A 17,351-nucleotide genomic window follows, 5' to 3' on the forward strand; every position below is an offset into this window, starting at 1 on the left:
TATACCACCGCGATAAAGCACCTTCAAATGCCGCCTTGCGGGAATTCACAAGCGGGAAAGTCAGCGTACGCCTTTCCTGAACAGCGGCAGAGGCGTCTTCCGGGGCAGTTGCAATTCTGGTTCGCGGCAAGACAAGTTCTCAGGATTTGGTTCGTCTGCAGTGGCTGTTCGGTTTCTCCATTACAGGTTGTGGCCCGTTCGGGGTTCTTCAGAAAAACAAACGGCCTTCACTCAACAGCCTGTCGAAAAACGGGACTGGCGCGAGCAGGAGACCTGAAAACACGATCGTTTACAGTCGTCCTGCGTCCCTGACCCGGTTTTTCAACGGACCGTTAACATTGCCATGGAATAAGGCTGTCGATTGTTTACCGAAATTGAGTTTTCGGGGGGATCTGATCCTTTTGCCTGATAAGTTGGTATCCTTTGGACCATGCCATTTTGACGGCCTGTTCTGGGCGGAAGTACTTCAACACACTGCGGGACTAGAATGAACGATCAGCCAGCAAAGCCCGTTTGGGTCGGATTTGACCTGGGCGGAACCAAGATGATGGCAGTCGTGTTTGACGACCAGCTGAAGATACTGGGCCGCAAACGCCGGAAGACTCGCAGCGCCAATGATCGCCAGGTCACGCTGGAACGGCTGTTCGAAACGATCGACATGGCCATTGAGGATGCGGAAGTAACACCGGATCGCGTCGCAGGTATCGGAGCTGGCTGCCCGGGGCCTCTGGATCTGCAGAAAGGCCTCATCCTGGAAGCGCCGAATCTGGGCTGGAAGAATGTTGCATTGAAGGACCAGCTGGAAAAACGATTCAAGTGCCCGGCCACCATCTGCAATGACGTTGATGGCGGAGTGTTCGGCGAATACAGCGCTGGCGTGGCAAAAGGGCAACGGTCCGTCCTGGGTGTCTTTCCGGGAACAGGTATCGGGGGCGGTTTCGTCTACGAGGGTCAGATTTTCCGAGGCACCCGCGCGAGTTGTATGGAAGTCGGCTACCTGCAGCTTGCCACCGAAGGAGGATCTGCCGGTGTGGGCCCGGTTGGGACGCTGGAAGGCCTGGCAAGCCGTCTTGCAATCTCTGCGGAAGCAGCCAAAGCCGCCTATCGTGGGCAGGCACCTCGACTCTTTGAACTGGCTGGCACTGATCTTTCCAAAATTCGCAGCTCTGTTCTCGCGCGGGCGATTGAAAAAGGAGATACAGCGATCGAAGCGATTGTCCGTCGCGCGGCCGAGCAAACAGGATGGGGAATCGGATGCCTGATCAACATTCTGGCGCCCGACATGGTCGTGCTTGGCGGAGGCCTGGTCGAAGCCCTTCCGAAGCTTTATCTGGAGAGTGTCCGTGAAGGCATCAAACGCAATGTCCTTCCTTCGCTGGCCGACGTTCACAAATTACGCGTTGCAGAACTGGGCGATCTGGCAACCGCCATTGGTGCGGCGGCGCTGATCAAACAACAGTTGAATTCACGGTCATGAAACACGTATCCGTTTTCGTCTGAAGGCCACCCCCCGTCTCAAGGAACACCAGGCCATGTCGAGCACGAGTGCCGGCACTGAGCAAAATCGAAGTGAATCAGCCAGCGAAGCCGCTCGGCCCGTCAATGCCTATCCGCTGGCCGTCATCGAACTCGGCACTTCCGCCATAAGACTCGCGCTGGGCGAAACAGACGGTGTCAACGGAGTCCGTCCGCTTGAACAACTTGTGCGCGGCGTCACGCTGGGGAAAGACACGTTTACAGATCGGGAAATCCATCGCAAGACGACTCAGGAATGCATTCGAGTTCTGAAGGCATATCGACGGAAACTGAACGAGTATCAGTGTACGGACCCGAATAATATTCGTGTCGTAGCAACCAGTGCCGTGCGAGAAGCGTCAAACCGTCTTGAGTTTCTCGATCGCATTTACACCTCGACGGGATTCGCAGTCGAACTGATCGATGATGCAGAAATTGCCCGTGTGACCTACCTGGGAATCCGTCCGCTGTTGCAGAACACGCCGGAGCTCAGCGATGCCATCAGCGTTGTCGCGGAAGTTGGCGGCGGCAACACGGAAGTGCTGATTCTTCAGGGAAGAGACATCCTGCATTCGCAGCCCTACCGACTGGGATCCGTTCGACTTCAGCAGATGCTGGTTCAGTATCAGACCACTCGCAATCGTGCAGGTGCCGTCATGACTGGTCACATCGATCGAACGCTGGAACCGCTGCTCGATGCCGTTCCCAAGGGACGCGACGTCCACTTTGTTGCGCTGGGCGGAGACATGCGACTGGCTGCCAAGATCCTTGGACTGGACGTGCCTCCATCCACACTGGTTTCTGTTCCACTGGCTGATCTTGAAAAACTGGTGCGCCAGCTTCTGAATCTGACGGTGGATCGTATCATGAGAAAGTATCACATCGAACTTTCTCAGGCCGAAACCGTTGTCCCGGCTCTGCTGGCGAATGTCCGGATCGCCCATCAGCTGGGTTGTTCACAGCTGCTTGTGACCAGCATCAACCTGCGGGATGCTCTTCTTCAGGGCATGTTGCGGACTCCTGTCTGGTCACCGGATTTCTGCGATCAGATTGTCAACTCCGCTCTGGAACTGGCACGCAAGTATCAGGTCGATCTGATTCACGCACAGCATGTCGCGGAACTGGCCACGCAACTATTCCGTGGCCTTCAGAACGAACACCGTATGGATAAGCGGTGCGAGACTTTGTTATACGTTTCTGCTTTGCTGCATGAAATCGGACTGTTTGTGGGATTGTCTTCGTACCACAAACATTCGTTTTATCTGATCATGAACAGCGAGTTATTCGGGCTCAATCTTCACGACCACACGCTGGTTGCCCTGATTGCCAGATATCATCGACGTGCTGCCCCAAAACCAACGCATGAAGCTTTCGCCAGACTGGATCGGGATAGTCGCGTGATCGTATCCCGACTCGCCGGAATCCTTCGCATTTGTGTTGCACTTGACCATTCATCGACTCAGCGAGTTCGCGACCTTCAGTGCACGGTCGAGGGAGGACGCCTTGTGATCACTGTCACAAACACCGCTGCTGATCTTTCGCTCGAACGCATGGAGCTCCGAGGTCAGTCCACCCTGTTCGAAGATACGTTCGGCCTGAGCGTGCTGCTTCGGGAAACACAAAGGTGACAGCAGGATCCTCAGGCTTTTCGATCGCTCAACAAACCAGTAACTCGATCACCTCATTTCGAATCCTTCATTCAGCGACCGGATTGTGAAAATGTCACACGAAGAATCTGACTTCTTCAACCGCGAACTCAGCTGGCTTGAATTTAACCAGCGCGTCCTGGACGAAGCTTGTGACCCATCCGTGCCCCTGCTGGAACAACTTCGCTTTCTGGCCATCACCGCATCCAACCTGGATGAATTTTTCATGGTGCGCGTGGGCAGTTTGCTGACGTCGATTCGACGAGGTGACACGGGCGCTGATCCAGCCGGGATGACGCCGCTGGAACAACTGACGGCCATCAGCAAGCGTACTCAGCAAATGGTGGCCGACCAGAATCGTATCTACCTGGGTCAACTGGAACCTCAGCTTGCTGAAATTGGCATCCGTCGGCGGCGGGCCGACGAGCTGAATGAAAAACAATCAGAATTTCTTGACAGCGTTTTTCAGGAACAACTGCAGGCTGTCCTCACGCCCATCGCTGTCCATGACCCTGCCAGGTTTCCACTTCTGTTTGGCCGAACGCTGAATGTGGCCGTTCAACTCAAGTGCGCCTCATCCCCCAGCGGACACCGGTTCGCTGTCGTGCCTTTCGGACGATTCGACCTGCGATACATCACGCTGCCTTCAAACGGCGGGCATGAATTCATTCTGACCGAAGATGTCATCGCCATGATGGCCGAACGATTCTTTCCTGGTGAGGAAGTCATTTCGACGGTGCCGTTTCGCGTCACACGAAATGCCGACCTGAGCGTGAGTGAAGAAGATGGCGCGGACCTGCTGGCCGAAATGGAAGACGTGCTGGATTATCGCAAGGATAGTTTTTGTACGCGTCTCGAACTTTCCGATCAGGTGACGCGTGCCATGATGGATTTTCTGAAGACACTCCTCAGACTCGGGGAACGCGACATCTATGTCGTCCCCGGGATTGTTGGCATGAGCGACCTGATGCAAATTGCCGACATCAGCGGCTTCGATCAGTATCTGTACCCACCGTGGTCTTCCTGCGAAAACCCGTTGTTCGAACCAGGTGAATCGATCTTCGAGGCCATTCGGCTTCAGGACATCCTGCTTCATCACCCATATGAATCGTTCGATCCGCTGCTTCGGCTGCTGAACGAAGCTGCCGAAGACCGGGATGTCGTGGCTATCAAACAAACGCTGTATCGAACAAGCCGAAACAGTCCGGTTGTCAAGGCTCTGATGAAGGCCGCAGAAAACGGAAAGAACGTGACTGTCATCGTGGAACTGAAGGCCAGATTCGATGAAGCACGCAACATCGAATGGGCGCGACAGATGGAATACAGCGGCGTTCAGGTGATTTATGGCGTCCGCGGATTAAAGACCCATGCGAAGGCCTGCATCGTTGTTCGTCGCGAACCCCAGGGTTTCCAGCGATATGTTCATTTTGGAACCGGGAACTACAACGAACTCACGGCGAAGTTCTACACGGACATTAGCTACATGACGTGCAACCGCGAATTGGGCAATGATGCGATCTCCTGGTTCAACGCGATCACGGGTTCTTCACAGATTCAGCAGTTTGCTCAAATCGAATCTGCCCCGATCGGTATGCGGGAAAAACTGCTGGAAATGATCTCGGTCGAAGCAGACCGTGCAAAGAATGGCGACCAGGGACGCATCATCCTCAAACTCAATTCCCTGGCCGATCCCGATATGATTCAGGCTCTTTACAAGGCCTCGCAGGCAGGCGTCCTGATTCATCTGAATATCCGCGGCATTTGCTGCCTGAAGCCGGGCGTACCGGGACTCAGCGAAAACATCACCGTTACCAGTATCATCGATCGATTTCTGGAACACGCTCGCATCCTCTATTTTTACCATGGTGGTGACGAACGCGTCTTCATCTCCAGCGCGGACTGGATGACAAGAAATCTGGATCGCCGAGTCGAACTGCTGATCCCGCTTCTGGATGATTCCTGCAAGCGTCGCGCGATCAGTATTCTGAAAGCATGCCTGCGGGATAATCTGCGCGCTCGCAGAATTACTGCCACTGGGCAGAGTGAGCCGCGAGACACAATGCCGACTCGCCCCTATCGATGCCAGCTGGAATTTCAGCGCCGCGCACGCGAAGCGGCCGAAGCGGCATCAGAAAGAAACCGCACGACATTCGTGCCCGTGGAACCCGGTTAACACACAAACCTGGTTACACATAAGCCCGGGTAACGCCAGGATCCAGCATGTTCAGCGTGGCAGGCATGGTGAAAATCCCTGGCACTGCGCCGGGAGTTATCTGCAAATTGTTCGAAACACGTTGACATCCCGTGCAGAGTTATGTTCCGCAGAATGTGCGATAGCACGTCCCGGGGGGCGAGGGATCACGATACACATCGAACTGCGGGTCACGATCAAAAGGACTTGCCAGGGCATCCAGCAGACGATGCATCGTGCTTAGATCGTCGCGTTCCGTCGCTGCTGTCAGCGCTTCTTCGACGCGGTGGTTGCGAGCTATTCTTGCAGGGTTCACCGCCAGCATTCCCTGACGAACCGATTCCCGGGTATTGCCATCGACCTTCAGACGGTCGTTCCATCGAGCACACCAGTTGACAAATGTCGCCTCGGCATACAAACCGCCAAAGGACTCCGATGCACGGCCCGTCGAAAGATCATCGAATGTATTTGTTAAATCTGCCTTCACAGACTTCATCCATTCCAGCAACTGGTTCACAAGTTCGCGATCTTCATCCAGTTCTGCCTGAAGTCCAAGCTTTCGCCGCATCCCCTGCAGCCAATAGCTATCGAAACGCTCAGCATATTCATCCAGCGCGGCCGTCGCCTTTTCGACCGAAATCGCTTCGTCGGCATCCAGTAACGGGAGCAGGGTTTCGGCAAATCGGGCCAGATTCCATTGCCCGATCGCAGGCTGGTTTCCGTAGGCATAACGCCCCCGATGGTCAATCGAACTAAACACCGTTGCCGGGTCATAGTGGTCCATGAATGCGCAGGGACCGTAATCAATGGTCTCTCCGCTGATGGCCATGTTGTCGGTATTCATCACACCATGAATGAAACCTGCCATTTGCCATTGCGCAATCAGAGCGGCCTGACGATCGGCAACAGCACGAAGGAACTGAAGACACCTTTCGGCATCGGTGCAATCGCTGTTCGAGATTTCAGGGTAATGGCGATGTATCGTATAATCGGCCAACGCACGCAGACTGGATTCGTCCTGTCGGCTGGCGGCGAACTGAAACGTACCAACGCGAATATGACTGGCCGCGACACGCGTCAGAATGGCCCCGCGCAGGGGCGTTTCCCGATAGACGGTTTCGCCAGTCGTCACAACGGCCAGACTTTGAGTTGTCGGAATCTTCAAACCGTGCATCGCTTCGCTGATGATGTATTCTCTGAGCATTGGCCCCAGAGCTGCGCGTCCGTCGCCGCGACGGGAGTACGGAGTTTGCCCGGATCCCTTCAGTTGAATGTCGATCCGTTCGCCGAGCGGCGTTCGATGTTCTCCCAGCAGAATTGCCCGACCATCTCCCAGAATCGTGAACCCACCAAACTGATGGCCTGCGTAGGCCTGCGCAATCGGTTTGGCCCCCACCGGAATTTGCTGTCCGGCAAACAGGGCTGCCAGATGCCCGGCAGGCTGATCATTCAGCCGCAGCCCAAGCTCCAATGCCAGCCGATGGTTGGCTACGACAAGCTTTGCATCTGCGACTTTGACCGGCTCGGCCACCGCAAAGAATTCTGATGGCAGCTGTGTATAGGTGTTTTCAAAACACCAGCCGAAAGAATCCGGGTTCGAAGACACGGGCAATTCACGCGACACTGATTTCTCCGACTTCTGGTAGACAATGGACTCCACACTGTAGGCGCATCAGGGCCCATTGGCGAGCCCCGCAAAACTGAGGGTGGATTAGTGCCTGTCCATTCGCGGAACGATGTTTCAGCGCGGCGACATGGATGATATGACTGCGTGTTGATGGGAACACTCCGAAATGCCCGGAACTTCGAAGGCGGTGCTGAAACACCGCGGCCAGAATCCGCCGCGAAGCAAAGCAAAACCAATACAAACTGCCGCGGTCATGTACCAGACACTATCTCTGTCCCAACTGTCCGTTGAAAAATCGGGACTGGCAGGCAGGAGGACTGGAAACCATCGTGTTTTAACGGTTCCTGCTCGAACCAGGCCCGTTCTTCAACAGGCTTCTGACATCTCCAAGCGGTTTCCGGCGACTGTTTGAATCGTAACAGCCCAATGAAGATTTGGTTTTCTCCCGGGAAAACTCAACGGTTCGCGACATCGTTCGCTGCTGGCTACAATCTGAGCCCATCTGCATCGAAAGGTTTCAATGATGAGCGATCCTGATCAGGAAAAATCACAAAAGAGTGCCAGTCTGCTGACCCGCTGGAATCAGATGCCACTTTACTGGCGCATCCTGATCGCACTCGTTGCTGGTCTGTTCACAGGTCTGCTGCTGGGCAGTCGGGCCGTTGTTTTCGAATTGCCAAGCAAGGTTATTCTTCAGCTTCTTGGCGCGCTGGCTCCGCCATTGATTCTGATTGCGGTCACACACGTTCTGATGACCACCGAAATTACCAGAAAGACAGCTGGCCGACTGGCGGGCCTTTTAATCCTGAATACCACAATGGCCATTGTGATTGGATTGGGTGTTGCCAATATCATGAAGCCTGGAACGTGGGCAACGTTCGATGCACCGACGTCAACAACAGAGTCTGAGCATGGTGATGGTCCGGTTTCACCTGTTGATCTTCTTGTTGCCAATGTCCCCAGAAGTATTCTGGGACCACTGGGTGATAAACAGAACATCATAGGCGTCATATTCATTGCAGTTGCATTCGGTGTCGCCCTGCGTGATATGAGAGAAAAGCCGATTGCCAACGTGCAGGATCTGGTTGAAATCGCGTACGACGTCCTGCTAAAGGTCCTGCACTGGATCATTGCCCTGGTGCCGCTTGGCGTTTTTGCCATCGTTGCAAAAGTTGTCGGAACGGAAGGCTTTGGTCCCTTCAAAGCGATGGGCGCATTCATTCTTGCAGTGATCGTTGCACTTCTGCTGCAAACACTCTGGTACCTGATTCGCATCCGGCTGTTTTCGTGGGTGCCACCGATCCACATGCTGAGAAGTATGAGAGATGCTCTGGTCATGGCATTCTCCACTGACAGCTCAACAGCAACGATGCCCGTGACTTACGCCTGTCTGAAGGAAAAAGTGGGCGTCCGCGAAGAATCGGCCAGCATGGGCGCGCTCGTGGGAGCGAACTTCAACAACGACGGAACCGCGCTTTATGAAGCCATGGCAGCATTGTTCGTCGCTCAGCTCATCGGCCAGGAACTTACGATGACGCAGCAGCTGATTATTGTGCTGACGTCGATCATCGCGTCTGTCGGCGCGGCCGGAATTCCGGAAGCCGGCCTGGTGACCATGACACTCGTCTTCAGCGCGGTCGGTTTGCCAACTGAATATATCGCTCTGTTACTCACCGTCGACTGGTTCCTTGATCGATGCCGTACAACCATCAATGTGCTGGGCGACGTCAACGTCAGTTGTCTCCTGGACGGCAAAGTCAAGCCGGCTGAAACGACGGCGGACGCGACCTGAAATCATGATGTGGTCCGGGATGACATCATCACTCCTGACCTGGGATTCAAAACATAAGAACACGGCCCGAACCCCAAATTCAAAGTCGGCCCGATGACAAAGCTTCCCGTGAAAGAGCTTCCCGTGACTCACAAGTACCGCGTGACACTGTTGAATGGTATCCGTACCTTGTCCTTTGGCGTGGCGATTTTTTTCTGCCTGGCTTCTGTGACATCTGCGGCCGACCACATGAATGTTCTGTTCATCGCCGCGGACGATCTGCGAAATGATTTGGCGTGTTATGGCCACTCAATGGTCAGGACACCAAATCTGGATCGTCTGGCACAACGCGGTGTTGTGTTTGATCGTGCGTATTGCCAGCAGGCCGTCTGCAATCCATCGCGTGCCTCTCTGATGACGGGACGGCATCCTGACAGCCTGCAAATCTGGGATCTGCCGACACACTTTCGCGACAGGAATCCAAATGCTGTCACCCTCCCGGAACACTTCAAACAACAGGGCTATTTCACCCAGAACATCGGAAAGATCTTTCACAACTGGATCCATGAAGTCCAGGGGGACCCTCAATCGTGGAGCGTTCCGGCTGTGATGCATTTTGCCAATCATGGCCGGGACCAAGCCGTTGTTGAAGGTGAAATACCTCCCAGTTCTGCGATCGATCCCAAATGTGATTGCCGAGATGTTCCTGATGATGCGTATTTTGACGGACGCGTTGCGAAGCTCGCAGTCGAAGCAATCAGCCAACTCAAGCACAGCCAGCAGCCGTTCTTTCTTGCCGTGGGTTTCTGGAAACCACACTCACCCTTTAACGCGCCAAAAAAATACTGGGATTTGTACGAACGCGATCAGATCCCCCTGCCCCGGCATGCTGAATGGCCAACCGATGCGCCCCGAATTGCCTGGCATGACAGTCGTGAAATCCTTGGCGTAAAAACTCGCAAGATCACGGAGGAGAATATTCGTGAAATGCGACATGGATACCTGGCAAACATCAGCTACATGGACGCACAAATCGGAAAAGTACTTGATGCACTCGACCATAACGACCTCACCCGGCACACTGTCGTCGTCTTCTGGTCAGACCACGGTTATCATCTGGGAGAGCAGACTTTGTGGGCAAAGACGTCCAACTTCGAACTGGATGCTCGTGTTCCTCTGATCATAGCGACGCCCGGCATGACGACTGCCGGCAAAAGAACAGATTCACTGGCAGAACTGACCGATCTTTATCCGACGCTCATCGAACTCTGTGGCCTTCCCTCCCGTGAAGGTCTGGATGGCCGAAGTCTGGTCCCGGTACTTTCAAACGTCCACAGCAGCGTGCGTGATGTCGCACTTACGCAGCACCCGCGGCCAGCATATTACGACCGCGAACCAGACAAGCAGCCCACACATATGGGCTACTCAATCCGCTCTGCAACGCACCGTTACACCGAATGGCGCGACTGGAAAACAGGACAAACCACGGATCGTGAACTCTACGATCACGTCAATGATCCTGATGAAACCCGCAACATCGCGAATCAGGCCGAGCAACGCGATGTTGTAGCACAACATTCCGCCATGCTTACCGAACAGCAACCAATTGTTCGGCCGGAATGGAAACAGCAGTAACTTTGGTTCCCAACCCGATCAACTGTGCAGCAAGTGTAAAGTGAAGACGCGGGGCCGTTGAGTCGGCATTGGCGCCGGCCGGGTTCACGGCATCCTGTCCCGCAGGACAGGCCAAACTGATTCGCACCGTTATCCGGAAGGACTTCCCCGCCTGAGCCCACTACTCAGCGTGCTCACCATTTCCACCGTCGGCATGGCTGGCTGCATTGTCCTCGGCTGCATTGTCCTCGGCTGCATTGTCCTCGGCTGCGGAGTTGCTCGATGTCGCGAGTGATTCATCGCCTGTGTTCGGCAGCACCGAAGCCACCATCCCTTCGCGACCATCGCTCAGAATCATATCGCCTGGCTGCAACCCCTGAAGAATCTCGATGCCGTCCGCCCGACGCTCTCCTGTCAAGACCTGCTGCTCTTTGGCAACTCCATCCACAACCTTCCATACCTTCTCTGCGCCGGCAAACTCGACCAGGGCACTGTGAGGAATTGCAACTGTGGTTGACGTTTCGTCCGTAACGATTCGAGCTTCTGCGAACAATCCGCTGCGGAGGCTTCCGGCAGAATTATCGACAACCGCCTCAAACAAAAGTGACCGGCTGGTGAGGTCCACTGCCGGACTGATCCGCGTGACGGGGACTTTCACCGGAGTCGCAACAGACTCTATCTCCAGCTCCACGGACTGGCCAACCGAAATATCCAGTGAAAAACGCTCAGGGAGCGTACCACGAAATCGCAGGGTATCTGTGCGGACCAGTGTTGCCACAGCATCGCCGGTCCGCAGATAGGTGCCGGGGGAAACATCCCGACTCTGGATCAGTCCGTCAAAGGGAGCGACGATGGTTGTATCTGCCAATTGTTCTTTCGCCAGCGCAAGTTCTGCTTCGCGGACACCGATCTGAGCGATCTTCTCATGCACCGAATTCAGGGCCGACTTAAACCTCGCTTCAGCGACTGCAGCAGCGGCCTTGATTTGATCAATCTCTGACGCGGTGATTGAATTCTTTGCCAGCAGCATTTCTGCACGGTCAAGATTACCGCGTGCTTCATTCCAGAGAGCTTTGTGTTCGAGCACAGGAGGCGCATTCTCTGGCTGTAACTGAGCCACTGGATCTCCGGGCCGCAGCCCTACCGCAGACCTGGCCTGAAGCAGCTGAGCCTCCGCCTGCTCGACTCTTAACTGAAATTCTGCCTGACCGATGGTCACCAGCGTCATTCCCTGAGTCACACGATCGCCCAGATCCACATCAACCTGGGAAACACGTCCATCTATTCGGCTGCCAATCACCGCAACTTCATCCGGCACCAGACTACCATGGCTTCGCACGATTGTCGGCCATTTCACCCGATCCACCGCGATCACATCGACCCGAATCTGAGGAAGATCCTTCTGGCCGGAAACCTCGTTCAGAGACGAAGCGGCCTGTTTCTGGCATCCGGAAAGCAGGGTCACCACCAGACAGCCATACAGAAATCGCTGTCTACCGTTTCGGGCAATCGTGGAACGCTGAATGGTCACTTTTAAATTCTCAGGCGAGGAATAGAAACGTGGGGCGGGCATCATCATGGCAGGCACGGGGCAAACCCCAGGGCAACATGATCGCACTAAATTGTTCAGATGACAAGCAGCGATCACTGCAAATCGCATACGGAAATGCTGCTTCATCGATAACATGACCGACGATTCCGGCTCATTCAGCGACAGCAACTCAGGATACAGCTACGCACTCCGGGAGGGCTCTTTGAACATCAGCAGTGCAGGAGGAATGCTTTGGCGCTTGAAAAGACGCGGGCAATCCGGCACTCAAGAAATAACAAAACAGTGCACCTGCATTTAAGTTACGACTACCAGTCTGACTGAACTGCCGTTGACGATGCCAGGGAAGAAGCGCGCCATTCCCCTTTCATGAGCACTTCCACGGAAACAGGCTTTCCAAAATAATACCCCTGCCCGCAGGTGCAGCCCATTGCCTGAAGCGTGGCAATCTGGTCGATCGTCTCAATGCCTTCCGCGACACATTCCATACCCAGATTGTCAGCGAGCGAAACAATTGAATTTGCGAGGGCAATAAATGCGCGGCCGCGATCGAAGTTTCGGATAAATGCCTGATCGATTTTCAAGACATCAAATGGAAATTCATGCAGACATGCCAGAGAAGAATGGCCGGTACCGAAATCATCCATTGCCAGTCGAATGCCCTCAGCCTTGAGTGCGTTCAGCATTTCCCGAGCGGCGTGGGCGTTCTCCATAATTTCAGATTCCGTGACCTCCAGCTGAAGCTGTTCAGGGTGAATCCCCGTAGCGGAAATGATCTCCATGACCTGACTCACAAGCGTCGCTTCGGCCAGCTGAATTCGGGACAGGTTTACGCTGACATACGCCGGAGCCGTCTCGGGGAATTTTGTTTTCCATTCCACAAACTGGTGGCACGCTTCACGAAGGACCCACAAGCTCAGTGGCAGAATCAGCCTTGTCTCTTCAGCAATCGAAATGAACTGCTTTGGTGAGACAATTCCGCGCGTTGGATGATTCCAGCGAGCCAATGCTTCGACACTGCTCAGATGGCCGTCCGTGAGTGAGACAATGGGCTGGTAGTGAAGCACGAATTGATTCTCGGCCAGCGCGATCCGGAGATCTTCTTCGATCTGAACACGGTCGCGCACGGCCTGCTGCATACTGGCATCAAAGATAACATACTGCGCTTTCCCCCGCGCTTTTGCCTGATACATCGCGATATCCGCATCGCGAAGCATCTCGTCAGCCGTCCGGTACTTCAGGTCGCTGCAAACAATTCCAATGCTGGCCGAGGACTGGACAACCTGGCCGTTCAGGTCATACGGCTCACCACAGACATCCAGCAATCGCTGCGCGAGGCAAACGGCATCTCGGGGGCTCCGGATGTCTTCAGCAAGCACAACAAATTCATCGCCTCCGAGGCGAGCTACGGTTGCCGCACTTGTTTCAACGGTGATCTCATCTGTGGACCGGACATGCCGGCGTAGTCGGACGGCGATTTCCTTCAGCAGCAAGTCGCCAACATCATGACCAAGACTGTCGTTGACCAGCTTGAATCGGTCGAAGTCCAGGAACATCAGCGCGAACTGACGGCTGTTATTTCGCCGAAAGTGATTCATGGCCGTCAACAGACGTTCGTGAAAGAGCGAACGATTGGCAAGGCCGGTTAGCTGATCCAGCCGGGCAGCTTTCATCAAGTCCGTTTCGTAACGTTTGCGAGCCGTGATATCTGTTGCGTTGAACTTAACCGCTTCGCGAGGTCCCTACATTAGCGCGTGGCGTTAATTAAGGTGGCGTCTTCGTTACACTGTCGTACTTAAACATCGTGATATAACGAAGTTCCAGGTCGCCTGGATTGTCCAGGTCGCAACGGGCCTCCTGGTTGGCCAGGTTGCAGCGATGTGCCAGGTTGTGAGCATGTTCCAGGTTGCAGGCGCTGTGCGGGCGTGTGATGGTCCGGAGCGGCGTTTCCTCTGCGTCCGCCGTGATTCCGACAGTCCCCGGTCAGAACGTAAGAGATGCTGAGTGAAAGAACACGCCGCTCGTCTGTGTCCGGAATCGTCCGGGCTCACGGTTGTGTTCTGTTCTGCTTTTCACTCAGGGGAGACTCGCATGACACCGTGGCAGAATCGCGTCACTGCGCTGACTCAGCGGATGGCCGATGATATGCGACTGCGGAATTACTCGCAGAAGACCATCGACGCCTACACGTACCACGTTGGCCGGTTCGCACAGTTTCTGGACCATTCGCCGGAGTCGGCATCCGCCGAAGACGTGCGATCGTTTCAACTGCACCTGATCGAGCAGCGGAAAGTCAGCTGGAGTTCGTTCAATCAGGCGGTTTGCGGGCTACGGTTTTTGTTTCGAACCACGTATCCCCGCGACTGGGTTGTCTCGATGGTCCCGTTCGGCAAGCGTCCGAAACGGTTGCCGCAGGTACTGAGCGGGGAAGAAGTCTCACAGTTGATCGCATGCGTCCCGAACAGGAAACATCGCACGTTTCTGCTGACGCTGTACTCGACCGGAATGCGTCTCAGCGAAGCGGCCCGCCTGAAGATCGGCGACATCGAGAGCCAGCGGATGCAGCTTCGCATCGCCTCGGGCAAGGGCGGGAAGGAGCGTCGCGTGCCGCTGTCACCGCGTCTGCTGAGCGAACTCCGGGAGTACTGGAGAGAATACCGTCCTGCGGACTATCTGTTTCCGGGCAGGACACCCGACGTTCCGTTCGCATCGACCACGATTCAGAAAGTGTGCAAGGCGGCCGCCGCTCAGGCCGGCATCGTACGCGATGTCACGCCCCACACGCTGCGCCACAGTTTCGCGACTCATCTGCTGGAAGCGGGCGTCGACCTGCTGACGATCAGCCGACTGCTGGGTCACGCCAGCTTCAGCACGACGATGAAGTATCTGCATGTGCGTCAACTGCACCTGAACAGCGTTCCGTCACCGGCCGACTGGCTTCCCGTGCGGCAGCTTCCCGGCTGGGAACAGGCTCGGACGAACTCACAGCGTTCGAGTCCGCCGGTGACCCGGCCAGGGACGAATCCGGGATCGTCGACCGATCCGGGCGGCAGAGTGGTCCACGGGTCATCGACATCCTTCGACGGCACGCGGCCGGGTTCATAGCGGCGAATGCATCGGCCGCGTGTCCGCACGTGCAGAGCACGCTGGCGAAGATCTCGCTGTGCCGAACACCGCCTCTGGGAGCATCCTGGCACTGGTGTGCGAACTGCGGCACGGGAGTCCGCATTCCCAATTCGTGCGGTGATCGCCACTGCCCGCAGTGCCGGGGTGCTCAGCGAGTGACATGGGTCGACACCATGCGGCCGCTGCTGGTGCCGGGCGTCGATTGCTATCAGGTGGTGTTCACGATTCCCGATGACCTGTCATCGCTGGCTCTGGGGAACCGGCGTGAGATGTTCCGGCTGCTGTTTCGTTCGGCGTGGGAATCTCTCAGGACGATCATCGAAGAGGAGCAGCAGTTCGAAGCGGCGGCCGCGATGGTACTGCACACCTGGAACCAGCATCTGGAATCTCACGTGCACGTGCATGCGGTCGTGCCGGGCGGCGGACCGTCGCTGAAGCATCCGGACCAATGGAAGCGAGCCGTTCCTCCGCCGCACGAACGTCCGGACCGCTGGTGGCTGGTCGATGCGAACGAACTGCGGCGGGAGTTCCGGACTCGGTTCCTTGCCGGACTGCGACGGCTTCATGCGGCGGGGAACCTGAAACTCGAGGGCACCTGGTCCCGGCTGCGGGACGCGGATCACTTCGAAACGTTTCTTGCTCCACTGGAAGCAAAGTCGTGGGTGACGTACATCGAACCGCCTCCGAAAGGTTCTCGACCGGAAGACGTCATCCGCTATCTGGCGCGTTACCTGACAGGCGGCCCGATCTCGGATCGGCGTCTCGTGAGCGATGACGGAACCGAGGCCACGTTCACGGCCCGCACCGGGACAACTCGTGGCGGCAGCGAGGAAACCGAACAGGTCACCCTGTCCGGTGCCGAGTTCGTCCGTCGCTGGTGCCTGCACGTTCTGCCGTCGGGGTTTACAAAGTCCCGTCGATTCGGTGGCTGGAGCAGCCCGCATCGGAAACGCTTCCTTGCAGCGTGTGAGCGGTTCGCTGGTCCGCAGGACTCTTCCGGCCAGACGCCAGTCCCCGTTGCCGCCGACACGGCGCATGACGTCGAGCACACACCAGAAACTCTCGACCGTCCGGGTCGTCCGTGTCCGATGTGCGGCGAGGAGCTTGAGCGACTGGATCTGGTTTACCGCACCAGCTGGCGTGACATCTTCAGCAGCGACGACCGGCCGGCCTGGTATCAACCCCGATCGCATCGAACATGGGAGTCCGGCGGATGACGGCGGTCCTCAGAGTTCGAACGACTGCAGGCATTGCTCCGACGATTCGCTCACCGAATCCGGACGCAATCGGTTCTCCGCTGCGCCGACCGGTCGCCGGCCATGGCCGAACCGGACCGGCATTCCTCGCGATCCCCCCTGCCAGACCATCCGCCCCATACGGACGTCTGCCGAAGACTCACTTCCGGAGTGACAACCGGCTTCCCTGCGGATAGACTGGCCGACGTCAAGCTCGTCGACGTAACGAATCCCGCAAGGGAGCCCACCACCCCGAGCCGCTCGCGAAGCGGCAAAGTTCAACGCACGATCTATACGTCGGCTAATCGCCCGACGCATAGATCGCAATTCGTTATGCCCTTAAGGTGTTCGAATGACATTCGCCACAATTTACGAGGGATATGACCTGGCTTTCATCGGTGTACCCGTTGCGATCATTGCTGCACTGATACTGTTTGCCTTGCTGATCAACTCGCTGATCAACATGTTGACCGCCACCACCAGTCGGAACCTCAAAGTTGGTATGGCCGTGCTTTTCTTCACGTACGTGATTCTTTGTCCTGGGTTGAGCGGCAGTGCGTGGTTTAATTTGTCGTCCCCGCATGCAACCACGGCTGAGTATTCGTGGTTTCTAATGATTTGCTTCGCTGCATGCTGCTTTGTTGTCGCTGCGATCGCGTTGCTTAATCTTCAGTTGAAGCGCAGAGACAGTTCCGCTCAGCCGCGTTCTGTTCCGAGACAACCTTGACTGCGTGCAGGGTTGATTGGCGCAGCAAACGGCATAACAATGCAATGCACACCGAGTTGGCGACGGTGCCGGATTTCACCTTGCAACGTCACTCGCGCCAACCGGGTGATAGCGAAGGACTATTCGTACTGATGCAAGCGGATTTCTGGAACACGCTTGCGAAACGAGCTAACGAGATCGAAGCGGCAATAAACGCAAACGATTCTGCCGCGTTGTCTGAACTCGTTAACGACGTCGCTGAGTGTCTTTCAGGTATCGAGCCCGGACTCAACCTGAATATCGGCGGCCCAGATCCATTCCATCTCGCAATTATTCCTCTTCCCGGCGCGGAACAAGTGGCTGAAACGTTC

13 protein-coding genes are annotated in these 17,351 nt (G+C 55.9%); 9 read left to right on the top strand and 4 right to left on the bottom strand.

Annotated features, from left to right (window positions below; all coding sequences use genetic code 11):
* Nucleotides 1–487 precede the first annotated feature (487 nt).
* The 3 genes from R3C20_25360 to ppk1 all read left to right on the top strand — a co-directional run bounded on the left by R3C20_25360 (nucleotide 488) and on the right by ppk1 (nucleotide 5,334).
* Nucleotides 488–1,477, top strand: a complete 990-nt coding sequence (locus R3C20_25360; GenBank protein MEZ6043839.1) for an ROK family protein — start codon at nucleotides 488–490, stop codon at nucleotides 1,475–1,477.
* Nucleotides 1,478–1,532: 55 nt separating this feature from the next.
* A complete protein-coding gene (locus R3C20_25365; protein ID MEZ6043840.1) occupies nucleotides 1,533–3,143 on the top strand; it encodes an exopolyphosphatase in 1,611 nt (536 codons plus the stop codon).
* Nucleotides 3,144–3,234: 91 nt separating this feature from the next.
* Nucleotides 3,235–5,334 carry a polyphosphate kinase 1 gene (ppk1, locus tag R3C20_25370; protein ID MEZ6043841.1) on the top strand — a complete coding sequence of 700 codons (2,100 nt, stop codon included), beginning with the start codon at nucleotides 3,235–3,237 and terminating at the stop codon, nucleotides 5,332–5,334.
* Nucleotides 5,335–5,473: 139 nt separating this feature from the next.
* Here the strand turns inward: ppk1 and R3C20_25375 are convergent, their stop codons facing one another.
* On the bottom strand, nucleotides 5,474–6,976 hold the full coding sequence (locus tag R3C20_25375; GenBank protein MEZ6043842.1) for a YdiU family protein: 1,503 nt from the start codon (nucleotides 6,974–6,976) through the stop codon (nucleotides 5,474–5,476).
* A 526-nt stretch (nucleotides 6,977–7,502) separates the two neighbouring features.
* Between R3C20_25375 and R3C20_25380 the strand changes: the two genes are divergently transcribed.
* Nucleotides 7,503–8,771, top strand: coding sequence for a dicarboxylate/amino acid:cation symporter (locus tag R3C20_25380; protein MEZ6043843.1), 1,269 nt, complete (start codon nucleotides 7,503–7,505; stop codon nucleotides 8,769–8,771).
* 93 nt (nucleotides 8,772–8,864) lie between these two features.
* Nucleotides 8,865–10,385, top strand: coding sequence for a sulfatase (locus R3C20_25385; protein MEZ6043844.1), 1,521 nt, complete (start codon nucleotides 8,865–8,867; stop codon nucleotides 10,383–10,385).
* A gap of 160 nt (nucleotides 10,386–10,545) precedes the next feature.
* On the opposite strand, the gene R3C20_25390 is transcribed toward R3C20_25385, so the two are convergent.
* Together R3C20_25390 and R3C20_25395 are read right to left on the bottom strand one after the other, a co-directional pair.
* Complete coding sequence (locus tag R3C20_25390; GenBank protein MEZ6043845.1) at nucleotides 10,546–11,895, bottom strand: efflux RND transporter periplasmic adaptor subunit; 1,350 nt, start codon at nucleotides 11,893–11,895, stop codon at nucleotides 10,546–10,548.
* A 326-nt stretch (nucleotides 11,896–12,221) separates the two neighbouring features.
* Nucleotides 12,222–13,586: a bifunctional diguanylate cyclase/phosphodiesterase gene (locus R3C20_25395; protein ID MEZ6043846.1), complete on the bottom strand. Its 1,365-nt coding sequence runs from the start codon at nucleotides 13,584–13,586 to the stop codon at nucleotides 12,222–12,224.
* Between the two features lie 418 nt (nucleotides 13,587–14,004).
* On the opposite strand from R3C20_25395, the gene R3C20_25400 reads away from it, so the two are divergent.
* Nucleotides 14,005–15,018: a site-specific integrase gene (locus R3C20_25400; protein ID MEZ6043847.1), complete on the top strand. Its 1,014-nt coding sequence runs from the start codon at nucleotides 14,005–14,007 to the stop codon at nucleotides 15,016–15,018.
* Nucleotides 15,019–15,047: 29 nt separating this feature from the next.
* On the top strand, nucleotides 15,048–16,256 hold the full coding sequence (locus R3C20_25405) for a transposase (protein MEZ6043848.1): 1,209 nt from the start codon (nucleotides 15,048–15,050) through the stop codon (nucleotides 16,254–16,256).
* A gap of 9 nt (nucleotides 16,257–16,265) precedes the next feature.
* Here the strand turns inward: R3C20_25405 and R3C20_25410 are convergent, their stop codons facing one another.
* Nucleotides 16,266–16,592: a hypothetical protein gene (locus R3C20_25410; GenBank protein ID MEZ6043849.1), complete on the bottom strand. Its 327-nt coding sequence runs from the start codon at nucleotides 16,590–16,592 to the stop codon at nucleotides 16,266–16,268.
* A gap of 34 nt (nucleotides 16,593–16,626) precedes the next feature.
* Here R3C20_25410 and R3C20_25415 point away from each other — a divergent pair, with 34 nt between their 5' ends.
* Together R3C20_25415 and R3C20_25420 are read left to right on the top strand one after the other, a co-directional pair.
* Nucleotides 16,627–17,001 carry a hypothetical protein gene (locus R3C20_25415; protein ID MEZ6043850.1) on the top strand — a complete coding sequence of 125 codons (375 nt, stop codon included), beginning with the start codon at nucleotides 16,627–16,629 and terminating at the stop codon, nucleotides 16,999–17,001.
* Nucleotides 17,002–17,045: 44 nt separating this feature from the next.
* Nucleotides 17,046–17,351 (top strand): hypothetical protein (locus tag R3C20_25420; protein ID MEZ6043851.1); only part of this gene is annotated, 306 nt, incomplete at its 3' end.

The sequence above is a fragment of the Planctomycetaceae bacterium genome (assembly GCA_041398825.1).
In the GTDB taxonomy this organism is placed as follows: domain Bacteria; phylum Planctomycetota; class Planctomycetia; order Planctomycetales; family Planctomycetaceae; genus F1-80-MAGs062.